This is a genomic window from Bacillus sp. JJ783 (assembly GCF_036963225.1).
Lineage (GTDB): Bacteria > Bacillota > Bacilli > Bacillales > Bacillaceae_G > Bacillus_A > Bacillus_A cereus_U.
This window is the reverse complement of the sequence record NZ_JBALMG010000084.1, coordinates 28,042-41,612: the sequence shown is the minus strand read 5'-3', so window position 1 is coordinate 41,612 and position 13,571 is coordinate 28,042. Positions and strand designations below refer to the sequence as shown.

Sequence of the window (13,571 nt, the reverse complement as noted above, 5' to 3'; positions counted from 1 at the left end):
GATAACATAATTGAAAAACGGATTCAAATATTTGTAAATGTAGGAAGTGATTAAATTATCGCTACATATTTAAGCTATTAATAATGGGGATTTACAATCCGAACATGTTTTTTAATAAGATAAATTACAGAAGTAAAATAGTTTATGTAAAATCATTTTTTGATAAATAATTCAATAATTGAATTGTTATTCGCTGCTATTTAATGAACAGGCAATGGTAAAATAATAATAAGTGAAACTAAGGGGGATGTAATGAATAATATAGTTCCAAATTCAGAATCAAAGTTTTTAAATCAGATAAAAATGTTACAGAGTTCATCAAAAGAGACAGTTATCCATACAAATACATTTTCATCTTTCACTAAATATATGCATACGAAGCGTACGATTGAAGATAAAATCGTTGAAGCATTAAAGCGTCTCGAGAAGCAGGATGAAAAACAGTTAATTTTACTATGCGGGTCTGTTGGTGATGGGAAGTCACATTTGCTTTCATATTTGAAGTCAGCATACTCGTCTCTATTTTTAAATGTTTTTGTACATAATGATGCGACGGAATCATACAGTCCGAATGAATCTTCTATTGAAACATTAGAGAAGGTTTTACAAGGATTTAATGATGGGCATACCCCAACTCAGCATACAATTATAGCAATTAATCTTGGGGTAATGCATAATTTTTATGTTTCTCAAATGGAAAAAGGGCAATTTGTACAGCTAAGACAATTTATTGATGATAATGGTGTTTTTAATGAAAATTCATTATTCACTGATAGCAATCCCGATAAAAAGTTTCAACTATACAATTTTGCAAACGAACGAGTTTTTACATTAACATCTGATGGACCGAAATCTCCTTTTCTAGAATCAATTTTCACAAAGATTGTACAAGATAATAGCGATAATCCAATTTATAAGGCATGGAAGCAGGATATCGAGGCGGGTGTTTTGACAATTGCACATGCGAACTATCAACTTTTACAAAATGAAACAATTCGTGTCCGTGTACTAGAGAAGGTGTATCATGTAATTTTGCGAGATAAAATTATGCTATCTACTCGAGCATTCTATAACTTCATTTTTACAGTAATTGTGCCATCGGAGTTAGAAATAGATCAAAATAAAACGGGATTTAGCATTGAGCATACATTGCCAAATCTTTTATTTAATCACCCTGATCGTTCACCGTTACTTGAAAAAATTTATACAATAGATCCATTACACATACGTGTAAAAGAAACTGATGAGTTAATTTCTAATTTACATGTGCTATCGGAAAAACAAGTATTTATTCAAAATATTTTCAATGAATGTGAAGTAGATTGGCAGTCTAATATTTATCGAAATGTATATAAGCAGGCGATTGAAAAGAATCAATTACAAGAGCTATCTAAATTCATTATTCGAATGAAGGATTTAACAGAACCTACTGTATATGAAACATTCCATGATTTTGCTAAGTATCTATACTGCTTCCATGTAGGGGATAAAAAATTAATGGGAGAATTATTTACTATTGTGAAAGAAGCGTTTATTAAATGGAAAGGATCGCCGCAACCGAATTATTATTTTGTATCGAATGATTTAAGTCGACCACATCGCTTGGCATTCCAGTTGAAATTAAGGGAGGATGTGGGAGAATCATTTGGTAAACAGGCATCAAGTGAAGTGATTTTACAATTTGATAACTATATAACCTTGGGCTTTTGCAAATCAATATTTAACTTAGATTTAAGGTTGTATGAGTTGTTATTAAAAGTAAAAGGTGGCTATCGCCCAAATAAAAATGAAATGAATGTAGCAATTCAATTTGAAGATTTTTATAAACAGCTATTAAGTATGGTGGAAAAAGATAGTGACGAAGTTATGATCGTGAGAAGTGCTGATAAGTCAAAGTATTTGATAACAAAACCTAGCTTTGGTTCAGTAAAATTTGAAGTGGAGAAGGTAAGATAATGACATATACATTAGATTTTGAGAGGATCCAAAAGTTTGTAACAGATAAAAATGATAAATATAGCTTTGAACGAAAAAAATACGTTCGGGTTTTACCATTACCTTCACGAACGGGTGATCGAGCAGGCTATAAAGATGGTTTTTCAGCGGTAACAGCAGCATTATTACGTCTAGTGGATAATGAAGCATTAGAGTTTACAACAGCTGATAACTTTTTTAATAGCATTTTGGATGCGGGGGATTATGACTCTGACGAAACGAAAGCGATGTTTGAAGAGTTTTTAACATACGAATTAGGAAATGTTGATGCGAATAATGTGGGTTCTTTTCAAAATATGAAGTATATTGCATTACCTGAGGAAAAAGCAGAATATAAAGGGCAAATGCAAATTATTCAGTTTTTCTATGATATTTATATTCGCGATCAACACGATGAAATTCAAAATATTTTAAGTGAACTACAACCTGAGGGATTAATGTATGACATTTTGAATTTTGAAATTCCCAAGATGCAAAACTCTTTAAAACTACCGTTCCGTGTATTATTTAAACAGTATCAGGAAACATTTTTAGAGGATATAAAAGCTTTAGTCAAAAATCCAGGTTTTTTGATTGAGCATATTGATGATTTATTTATTCACTATACCTTTATAGCGATGACTCAAATTATTTTCCAAGTAAACAAGTTTAGTGATTTCGATGAAATAAAGCTACATAGTTTACCATTTTTAATGAATCAGGAAAGGGCCTCAAAATGGAGGCTTGGTTATAAGGAAGGTTTTTTACGTGTGAGAGATCAGATTTTGAACTTCTATACACATGAGCATTTACTTAATATTTTAGCTTTAAACACATTTACAACAGATGAAAACCTTTACTACCATGATTATAAAAAAATACTGTCTGAAGCAGGGGAAGATGCAGAAATAGAATACATAGAATCGTTATATAAATGGGTTAATGAAGTATTTAAACGTTATCATGGGGTAGATGAATTAGAAGTATATAATGGTCAGAATATCGATAAGGCATATCGCTATATGTTTGAGAAAATTCGTAGTAAAATTAGTGCGGAAATTTTCTCGCGTTATGCATTAGCCTATACCACCTTTATTTCGAAGTTTTATAGAAAAAATGGGGGGTCATTAGGGACAATTTTGGCGCTTAATTTGAAGCAATTATTATTATTAACAGCTGTTGCTGTTGGAAGTAAACCGCGTATTGAGTTGAATCAGCTATGGATTGAATTTGATAAGCGAGGTGTTATTGTTGATGATGATACGAAACTAGAAATAGTAGAATTGTTGGATAAATTAAATTATTTGGATAAAAAAAGTGATAGTGGGGATGCACAATATGTTAAGTCCATTTTATAAAGTAGTTGCAGAACAACTTCGAAAGTTTTTTAAGCATAAGGCGTCAAATCAGGAAATTGGGCGTTATTATATGGAATTACCTTCTGAAGAGTATATAAAGCGGGTAGTAGATGCATTACAAAGGTTAGAAGAGGCATCAGTATTTTTGTATGAAAGCCCTGAGGGCACAAATGAATATAAGACGATAGCATTACATTACGGTGATGCCAAATTCGTAATTGCTTCTACACTAGATAATACACATGTGGATTTTATTGTGACATTAAGAAATAAGATGAGCGAACAGCAAGGTGATTGGAAAAATGCCTCAATTATAATGATTTCAAATAAGAAACTGGATTCTATTCGCGGCGGTAGTGTTAATTTAACTGCGGAAGGGTTCCCACTACATAGTTCCAGTATGGTTGGTAATATTCGAACAATGATAACTGATAGTAAATTGCCCAAACATAATAAGGAAATGCTGTATAACTATTTAGAGCAAAGAGATGATATACACTATATTCAAAACGTTTCGTTTTTAGATTTTGAGGAATTATTGACTTGGGTGAACCAAGAAGAAATGACTACTGAAGACATTAAAATGATTAATTTTTTCCAAGATCCACAGTTGGAAATATTAATTAATACACGTGATATATATGAGGGGAATTCTCGAGAATATAAAAATGAAGAACGAAAAATTCAGAGGCGTTTAAATGATAATCAAGCACTATTCGAGGATATTACACGTATTCGTGAATTAGGAAATGGTGAGGATTTATTAAAGGAAAATTTTGATTCCTCAATTGGTAGAAAGCTTTTTAAAGAGGATGATTCGCTTACCTTTGAAGAGATTATTAAAGCAAAGGAAAAAGTTGAATCGTTAAAAATGATTGCATATAAGCCAGAAGAAGTAAAGATTTGGAGAGTGGAAGGTGCTGGTAAGGAAGTTTTAGTGAAGGAATATTGGAAAATTGAACCCCGTATCCGCACGTATGATTTTGTTATTTTTATCCCGGAAGCGAAGGCCGGACAGCAACTTAAAGTTAAGCTACCGTTTACGGCAAATACAAAGCAAGAATATATCAAAGATAAATCTAAAAAGTTCACTAAAGCAATGGGGCATTCACTTGAAGTGTTACTTGAACTAAAAGATGGTTCAACATTTGTAAAAGCAGATTATAAGCACGAGAATATGACAAAAGGCGATTATAGCTTCAGGTTCTTAGTGCTACCAGCTGCTAGGAGAAGTTTAGTAGCACATGAGAACAGTTTTTCATTAAATACAAAGGGGCATCTTATACTAGAGCTTAAAAGCGAATTTTTAGTATTTGGCGAAGAGCCGGAAGTGGAATTTGAGTTGCAAAATAAAGATGAAGTAGTTGAAATTCCTGAAGAGGGTTTCAAGCTACGATTTGCACCAGATATATTAGATATAGAAACATCTAAATTAGCTTTTAAAGTAAAAATTGAAAAAGCAGAATTTATCATTGAAATTGAAGATGAAGGTTTAAGTTCTTTCCCTGTGACTGCCTTCCAAGTTTGGCAGCGAAAGATGTCTAAAAAAGTAAATGTTGACTATACAAGTTTCAATCAGCGAATTATGATAGGTGGCCAACCGTTAGTAATAAAAAAAGAATTTCGCTATTTGTATGAAATTGAAGAGCAGTGGGTGAAAGCGAGCTGGCATGTTATAAAGAAGGATTTATTAGGACTGCATGCAAAAGAAATTGCAATGCCTGAACGTTTAGCAGGGAGTTACTACGCATTTTTAGAATACTTTAAAGTTAACAAAACAATCCCGTCTTTCTCTTTTTATAACGAGGAACTTTCAGTGCTAGCAAATGAGTATGTGGAAGCATTTATAGAAGCAATTGATTCCATTCAAGAAGCGGAAAATATGTCTCAAGAAGTGCGTGACATTTTATACCTAGGTACATTACAAGACTTTGATGTACTATATATGACACCGTTTTCTCCGTTAAATGTAGTTTATCAATTAATGTTAACTAATGAACTTGCAGGTAGTGAAGTAAATCGTCACATCTTGTCAAAACTAAATGCGGCATATACAATTCCTTACTTAATAAACGAATTAGATGAAGTTTATAAGCCAAGCACCAATAGCTTACAAGCAGAATGGCATGAATTTCGTCCGAAAACTCAAGTATCCATAGGTGAGACAAATAAATATCTTGCGCAAGTCGTGGAAGAGAAATTAAAGCAGTTTTTTAAGTATTATGATTATCTGTTCTCATTAACAAATGAGCCGGAAATTGTAGTCAATATTATTAATATAGAAAATGATATTGAAATTTTACGAGGGGTTGTACAGTGGTTTAAGCATGAAATAAAGCGCCGGAAATCATTACAGGGGTTACCGTGTATTAAGATTGTTGGCTACTACGCTGATGGAAATAATTTAACAGCATTTGAATCATTTAATACCATGGATGAGGCAGAAAAACTTAAAACAGAGTTTGACATTGAGTGTAAAACGGCAAATTTTGATGCAATTGATGTGTTTCAAGTTATTCAAAGAAATTTAGTTTTTATAAAAAAATTAGTTAGTGAGCCAATTGAATATAGTCACTTAAAGTTTTATAAAATGCTGAGTAAAGAATCTGTTTCAACACAAAATGTAAAGCAAGCCCCGAATGCGCTGAATTTAGACGGTTTGTATGTCACTCCAACATCAAAACGTACAGAACAAGGAGGCTATCGTATTGGATTTGGTATAGGTGGATCAAATGAGCAACGCTCACAACTTACTAGATTCGCTACAAAAGTTAATGAGCTAAGTGCGAACCGTAGAAATAAAGGAACAAATGCTTATCATAAAGACGAAATGCTTTGTTTACATATTGACAGAGATGATGAGGATTTTTTAAAGAATTTATATGATCAATCAATTTGGCTCGTTTTCATTGATCCAGCGGTTGATTTAGAATATTTCCAAGAAACATCAGAAGACTTAGTGATTGTGCATTATTCTGACCAGTTATCTTCATCGAATCATTATGATGCCATTACAGTGACAAATAAATCAATACAATACTATAACGTGATTGAAGAATTCTTCATAAAACACGGAATTGCCTTCCCGAAAGAAAACTTAAACCAAGTTATTAAGGCATTCAACACATTTAACGGAGAATGGTTATTACGAGCAGTACAGGATATAGGACATGATCAACGTGAAAAAATGAGTATTGTAGCAGCGATTAAGTTTATGATGATTGAATTAAATGAACAGCAAGATATTATATGGGTGCCTATTTCAATGGAGGAAATTGTTCGAGTAGCGGGGAATATACGATTGAATAAAAAAGAGGGCATTTTTTCAAGCAAATTAATAGGTCAAAAAGGATCACTGAGTGATGATTTATTAATGATTGGTATTAAGCGATATGAGAATCAGCTTTATATGCATCTTTATCCTATAGAAGTGAAAATTGGCGATAACTCAAAACAAATAATTGAGAAGGGAACACAACAAGTAACAAATTTAGTAAAAGTTTTAAAGCAGGAACTAATGATGAATACAGGATTTGAGGCGAAATTCCTACGTAATTTTTTTGCTAAATTATTCATTGTTAATGCACGTAAAATGGAAGCGAATGCATTTTGGCCAGAAAAGAGCCATAAGCTAGATGAAAAAACGATTGAATTATTATTAAATGATAAATTTGTTGTCACGGAAGATCATCAGACAGCATTCAATATTGGAGCTATTGTTTCGTTTAGAAAAGAGGCACATGCTAAATACAAGGATACGTATAATGATGTAACGGTCTATGATATTCCGGAAAGAATTGCCTATAAAGCAATAGGGATGACGATTGAAGAGCTGAAAAAGGATGATTACAGCAACGTAATCTTAATTGAGCCACTTCAAGGCGAAAAAAAACAAGCTGTGGATTTACCAGAATATTTAACAGCACCAGCGGCACTAGTTGAAAATACACTCACTTCAGAGGTACCAACTGAGCTATATAACAATAATATACATTCATTTAATATGGTTGGCGGCTACTCTGAAACAACCAAAGAAAAAATAGCAATCGAAGAAGTTGAAGCAATAAAAAATACTATTGGAATTGAAACGATTGAAGCAACTGCTGTAGCTGAAGTTGCAGCAATTAGTATAGAAGAAATAGAAGAAGTGGCTAAGATAGAAACAGAAAATGAGAAAATAAATCAATCTGCCGCACTAAAGGCTCAAGTTAAAGAAATTCGGCCTTTATTTGGTTATCTTCAATCCACTGAGCAACATATTTACTGGGAGTTTGGTCATCCACAATTAAATAATCGTCATTTAATCATTGGTGGGCGTTCAGGGGAAGGGAAGACGTACTTTATTCAATCAATGCTACTTCAATTGGCTGAAGTAGGGCAATCTTCGGTGATTATTGACTATTCAGCGAGCTATACCAAATCGAAGCTTGATGATAAATTTATTGAGGTTTTGGGTGATCGTATTCACGAACGAATTGTGTATGATGATAAATTACCAATTAATCCGTTTTTACGACGTGAATTTTACACGAACCATGGTTTCCGTGTTGAAAAATCGTATGAAGTAGCAGGACGAGTATCTGCTATTTTTGAATCGGTATTTAACTTTGGTCCACAACAAGCGAATGCAATTTATACGGCTATTAAAGAAGGAATTGATAAATACGAAGAAGCTTTTACAATGAAGAAACTATTGTTAGAGTTAAAGGAATTAGAAGACGTTTCAAGCTCAACTTTAGCTTCTATCGTGAACAAGCTCCAGCAATTTGTTGATATTGATCCATTCGACTATAATGAGCAATTTACATGGGATAATTATTATAAAAAAGCAGGACAAATCTCTATTATCCAGTTTGATGGATTTGATCAGGATAATATTAAAAAGCTAATGACAGAGTTATTACTTTGGGAAATTTGGTATTACGCACAGCGTGGTAACGAAGATCAACCACTGCCTGTGGTTCTAGATGAGGCGCAAAATTTAAGCTTTAAATCAGGTTCACCCTCGGATAAAATCCTTCGTGAAGGACGGAAATTTGGTATTACAGCTTGGTTTGCAACACAATCGTTTGTTAATTTCAAGCCAGCAGAAATGAGTGCTCTTGAAAACGCTACGACCTCTATTTACTTTCATCCAATTGATAGTGATTTTAAAGGTGTTTCGGAGAAGCTGTATTTAGAAAAACGAGACCAAGTATTGCTCCACGGTTTAGGTAAAGGAGAATGCTTCGTTCGAGGGAAATTCTTATTACCAACAGGCGAATTATCTAAACAAACTATAAAGATGATTAAAGTACCACCAATTCAATAAAAAATTAAGAAGACTAAGACGTGAAGCAGTGATTTTGTCAAAGTCTTCTTTTTTATTCGCGAGGTTTTATTCTAAGGAAAGTGCGAAGATCAACTTGATAGAGGAGTTGTAACATTAGAAGAAATCAACAACATCCGTAAAAAGAAAGCAGAAGAACGAGGTGGTTTCTCAGATCGAGTCTTCCTAATCGAAGTAACCAATAACTAGCCCCTCATAAGCCCCTTACAAGCCCCTACCAAGTAATAAATCACTAAGAAAAAACACAACAAAACAAAAACAACAACAAACACCGTAGTAGTAGTCAAAAAAAATTTTTGAAATAACACGCCAAAAACCCACCCCTCCTTCCTATATATAGTACATAGAGGGAATATTCATTTTTGAATGGAGACGGGAGGAATTTGGATGGCGGTGTATCGTAATGTGCAGGTGAATTTTTGGCAGGATGATTTTGTTTTGGATTTGACGCCAGAGGAGCGGTATTTTTATGTTTATTTGTTAACTTGTTCGAAGACGACGCAGTGCGGGATTTTTCCGTTTCCAAAGCGGTTAGCTGAGATGGAGACAGGCTATAACAGGGAGACTGTTGATAAGTTGGTGCAGCGCTTTGTTGATTATGGGAAGATTCTTTATGATGCGGATACGAGGGAGTTATACGTTTTAAATTGGCTTCGTTATAATCCTGTGACGAATACGAATGTGGAGAAGTGTGTGCTTCGTGAGCTTAAGGGTGTGAAGAATAAGGAGTTTGTACATATGTTTCTTCAGAAGTGCGTAGAGGAGGAACTGAATGTTCCGATGCTTTTAGCTCATTTCGGTATGCCGAGTGATTTGGCCGTTCATGATGTTGATCCGGTTTGTGAAGAGGCGGAAGAAGAGGTTATAGAGGAAGAGACGGGAAGTCGCGTGTTTTCTTTTTACGAGCAACATTTTGGTAGTTTGTCTCCGTTTGCGGTAGAGGAACTGAGTGCGTGGATGGTTGATTTGTCAGAGGAGCTTGTGCTCAAGGCTCTTCAAATTGCGTTTGAGAATAATAAGCGAACGGTTGCTTATGTGAAGGGGATTTTGCGTGGCTGGCACGGGAAGGGATTTACGAAAGTGTCGGAGGTTGAGGCGGATACGGCTCAGTTTAGGAAGAAGGAGTCGTCTGTTAGTACTGGGGAGACGGAGGAGTTTTTGACGAGGTGCGAGGAGTGGGAGAAGAATGCACTGTCAGAGGAAGAGTTGCAGCGCTTTTTAGCGGAACGCGGGTGGCGTCCATGAGTATTCAAAATGTGGAGGCGGAAAAGACGGTGTTAGGTTCTCTATTAATTGATGGGGAGCTTATTAAGGAGTGCCGTTTGACGGAGCATTATTTTTCTATGCCGGTGCATAAGTCTATATTTCGGTTAATGCGAAAAATTGAAGATGAAGGGCAACCAATTGATCTTGTGACGCTCGTTTCTCGGATGAATCCTAATTTTTTGGAGAATATCGGGGGAATGGAGTATTTTATAGCATTAATAGAGGGTGTGCCTACAACTAGCAACTTTTCTTATTATGAGGGGCTTGTTCGAGGTGCGTGGAAAATGTATCAGGCTGGCGTTCTCGGGCACAAGATGGGAGAGCGTCTTATTGCGGAGAAGAATGAGAAAATTATTGGTGAGACGATTACGGCGCTTTGTGAGTTAGAGGAAAAGGACTATGTATGTGAGTTTGATTTGAAGGATGCTTTAGTTGGGCTATATGAGGAGCTTCATCAAGATACGAAAGAGAATACTGGTATTGAGACTGGTTATACATCGCTAAATAAGATGACGTGCGGATTGCAGGAAGGGGATTTTGTCGTCCTTGGAGCGCGTCCTTCTATGGGAAAAACGGCGTTTGCGTTAAATATCGCACTGCATGCGGCGAAGTCTGGAGCGGCAGTTGGGCTGTTTTCGTTAGAGATGAGTAGTAAGCAATTGCTAAAAAGGCTGGCGTCTTGTGCGGGTGAAGTGTCAGGAGGTAGGCTGAAAAATCCGAAGCATCGTTTTACGATAGAAGACTGGGAAAAGGTGAGTAGGGCGTTTGCGGAGATTGGTGAGTTGCCACTTGAGATTTATGATAAGGCAGGCGTTACAATGCAAGATATTTGGATGCAGACTCGTAAGTTAAAGAGGAAGCACGGTGATAAAAAGCTGTTAGTTATTGTAGATTATTTGCAGCTTATTACGGGCGATCCGAAGCATAAGGGTAATCGATTTCAAGAGATTAGTGAGATTTCTCGTAAGCTTAAGTTATTAGCGCGTGATTTAAATGTTTGTATAGTAGCATTGTCGCAATTGTCTCGTTCCGTAGAGTCACGTCAAGATAAGCGACCACTTTTATCTGATTTAAGAGAGACAGGACAAATTGAGCAAGATGCGGATGTCATTATGCTTATGTATCGCGAAGATTATTATGATAAGGAAACGATGCAGAAAGAGATGACGGAGATCAATGTGGCGAAGCATCGGAATGGGCCTGTGGGTAGTTTTAAATTGAGATTTTTGAAGGAGTTTGGGCGGTTTTTGGAAGGGGGGAATTAAGTGCTGAGAAAAAAGTTGCGAATCATTATATTACTTGTTTTGGTTGTCGGAATAGGCGTAATTGGTTATAGATTACTAGGCCCTTTTATAGATGGGCGAAGTTATTATTATAGCCATACTGCTTTTACAGATCTTTCAAATGAATCGATTGGAAAGATGAAGCTTCATGATAATATTTCTAAAGATTCTTTTAGAGAACAATATGGTGAGCCTATCAGCAAGCAAGAGAACGTATTATATGATTATTACTCTTGGAAGAACGGAGTAGAGACGGCTTCGATTATGGAAGGAAAAGAGAAGGGGAAGATTGTTCGTTTAATAATTGGAGAAAATACAGACCTTAAGACGGCAAAAGGGATCGGGCTTGGTAGTACGAAGCAGGATGTTATCAGTTCGTATGGTTCGAATTATTATGAACGGACGGAACAGGGGGCTACTATTATTGGCTATGCTGACCATAAACTGCATACAACAATTGAATTTTGGTTAGGGGAAGGGAAGGTAGTGCGTATTCGTTTGGATGATGCGGATGTTGACTAACTCAGTATGAAAGTAGTAATTAAACAAATGATGGGTAGTTGTGTAAGGTGCTTACGTGGCTACCCATCATTTGTGTATGTTTAAAAACAACATTTGTTATTTATTGTAATTTTTTGGTATGATATTTATATATCAAAAAATGGAAGAAGGGGAATAGGGATGCTTGGTCATATGAAATTCAAACTTATTGCTGTAGTCTTTTTTTTCTTTGCACTTGTATTTTTACTTGATGGTTACATATCAATTGCTTTTTTGTTGGTTCTAATTGGTATCGGAATGTGGGCTTGGGGAAATGTTAGACTGAGAGCAGCAAGAGAAGAAGGCGAGATTAAAAAAGATGCTAGAAGACAAGCAAAATATGATAAAGTCTTTAACAAAGAGTATTATAAAGAAAGACGTAAATAATATTTAGAGATAATCAAAAAGACTAGTAAACTAGTCTTTTTGGTTGAGAAGTTCTTCAATATATAAATTTGTTAAAGGAGTATCTTTCGCTTTCTGTTCAAAGAAATCATATTCATAAACATAACCATTTTTATCTACAGCATAACGACCAGCAACAAACATATTTCCATTATGATTATCTTTTCTTAATGCAAATAATGACATTCCATCATTATTTGGATTTTCTAGCTGTTCTAATTCGTAATCTTCTGGTTTTTCTTTAGTAGAAATTAAATAACCTTCCATTGCAGCATCAAGTTCTTTAGCTTTATACCCTCCTTCTTCAAATGAAGGAGCTACAAACGTTTTATCGGTTAGCTGCTTCTTTAACTTCTCCTTATCAACCTTTGAAGATGATTTTTGCACGGTTTCCTTATTACTTTCTTTACTAGCGGTATTATCCTGTTTTGGATATTGATCAATTATCTTTTCAGTATTTAAATCGATTATTTTCAATTGGCCCATACTATCTTCTAACCCAGTTTCAAAAATAACAGCATAATTTGATAGTAAATAGATAGGTTGCCCACCTCCACGATCAGCAGTAATTATACCTTTTGTATCGGATTCTTTAGTAAAAGTCCAACCGCCTTTATAAAAATCATCATTCCAAGGAGATCCTTTATAAATGCTATAAATTTTCTTGGCTAATTTTTCATCCAGTTTATAAGTCTTTTGTTCCTTATTTGTTTTTGATTCTAAATCTGCAATCTTTTTTGTTAACTCGTTATTCGTTTTTTCTAATGAATCTCGCTCTTTTTTTACAGACTGTAATTCAGCATCTGAAGGTTTATTTTCACTAGCTTTACTTGAAGTGTTATTACAACCTTGTAAAAGTAGTGCTGATGCAGCGAGAAGTGATATAACTATACTTTTCTTCATAAATATCCCTCATTTTCTATTTATTCCCCTTTTATACCTTATAATGTATAATTGTATTCGTCAAATTATTTTAAAACAATTTACAATATCTAAAATTAATATTTTTAGATATTAATTTTAGGGGGATACTTAATGAAATATTGTTCTAAATGTGGTAAAGCTAATGATGAAAATAGTAAGTTTTGTAGTAATTGTGGTGAGGCTTTTGGTCCAAATAACCAAGAGGTATTGAACCAAAATGAAAATATTAAATCTATTAAGGATGAAAGTATAACTATATCTAATAAAGATATACCGGGTTTTAAGAAACAGATTTTTATAGTAGCAACTATTATTGCTTTGCTCTTTACGTACTCTATGATAGATATGTGGAAAAAGCATCAAGATCAAGTTGCTCACGAAAAACTTCAACTAGAAAAAAAGAAAAAAGAAGAGGAAGAGCTTAATAAAAAAAATAAAGAGTTAGATGATGCTGAAAATAAAGCTAAATTCGTAATTAATAGAATGAAAAAC

The 13,571-nt window shown here is 34.6% G+C and carries 9 protein-coding genes and 1 pseudogene; 9 read left to right on the top strand and 1 reads right to left on the bottom strand.

The window, feature by feature from the left end; translation table 11 throughout:
* The first annotated feature begins 252 nt into the window (after window positions 1-252).
* The 8 genes and pseudogenes from dptF (at window position 253) to V7038_RS17860 (ending at window position 12,137) form a co-directional block, all read left to right on the top strand.
* Window positions 253-1,956: a DNA phosphorothioation-dependent restriction protein DptF gene (gene dptF / locus V7038_RS17895; RefSeq protein WP_335471193.1), complete on the top strand. Its 1,704-nt coding sequence runs from the start codon at window positions 253-255 to the stop codon at window positions 1,954-1,956.
* A complete protein-coding gene (gene dptG, locus V7038_RS17890; protein ID WP_002201561.1) occupies window positions 1,956-3,332 on the top strand; it encodes a DNA phosphorothioation-dependent restriction protein DptG in 1,377 nt (458 codons plus the stop codon). Before dptF ends, dptG begins: the two co-directional genes overlap by 1 nt.
* The gene (dptH, locus tag V7038_RS17885) at window positions 3,313-8,643 is read left to right on the top strand and encodes a DNA phosphorothioation-dependent restriction protein DptH (RefSeq protein ID WP_283746984.1); all 5,331 of its coding nucleotides are present in this window, start codon (window positions 3,313-3,315) and stop codon (window positions 8,641-8,643) included. The genes dptG and dptH overlap by 20 nt, the downstream gene beginning before the upstream one ends.
* A 111-nt stretch (window positions 8,644-8,754) precedes the next feature.
* A pseudogene (locus V7038_RS17880) lies at window positions 8,755-8,850 on the top strand (nucleoside triphosphate pyrophosphohydrolase); the annotation flags it as partial.
* 198 nt (window positions 8,851-9,048) lie between these two features.
* Entirely contained in the window at window positions 9,049-9,906 is an 858-nt protein-coding gene (locus V7038_RS17875; protein ID WP_283746985.1) for a DnaD domain-containing protein, read from the top strand.
* Window positions 9,903-11,192 (top strand): replicative DNA helicase, encoded by a 1,290-nt coding sequence (gene dnaB, locus V7038_RS17870; protein ID WP_335471190.1) that lies wholly within the window; start codon window positions 9,903-9,905, stop codon window positions 11,190-11,192. The genes V7038_RS17875 and dnaB overlap by 4 nt, the downstream gene beginning before the upstream one ends.
* Window positions 11,193-11,732, top strand: a complete 540-nt coding sequence (locus V7038_RS17865) for a hypothetical protein (protein WP_335471187.1) — start codon at window positions 11,193-11,195, stop codon at window positions 11,730-11,732.
* A gap of 159 nt (window positions 11,733-11,891) precedes the next feature.
* Window positions 11,892-12,137 (top strand): hypothetical protein, encoded by a 246-nt coding sequence (locus V7038_RS17860; RefSeq protein WP_088077800.1) that lies wholly within the window; start codon window positions 11,892-11,894, stop codon window positions 12,135-12,137.
* 30 nt (window positions 12,138-12,167) lie between these two features.
* Here the strand turns inward: V7038_RS17860 and V7038_RS17855 are convergent, their stop codons facing one another.
* Window positions 12,168-13,058, bottom strand: a complete 891-nt coding sequence (locus V7038_RS17855) for a hypothetical protein (RefSeq protein ID WP_204208893.1) — start codon at window positions 13,056-13,058, stop codon at window positions 12,168-12,170.
* 132 nt (window positions 13,059-13,190) lie between these two features.
* On the opposite strand from V7038_RS17855, the gene V7038_RS17850 reads away from it, so the two are divergent.
* A partial coding sequence (locus V7038_RS17850; RefSeq protein WP_335471184.1) for a zinc-ribbon domain-containing protein occupies window positions 13,191-13,571 on the top strand: 381 nt, incomplete at its 3' end.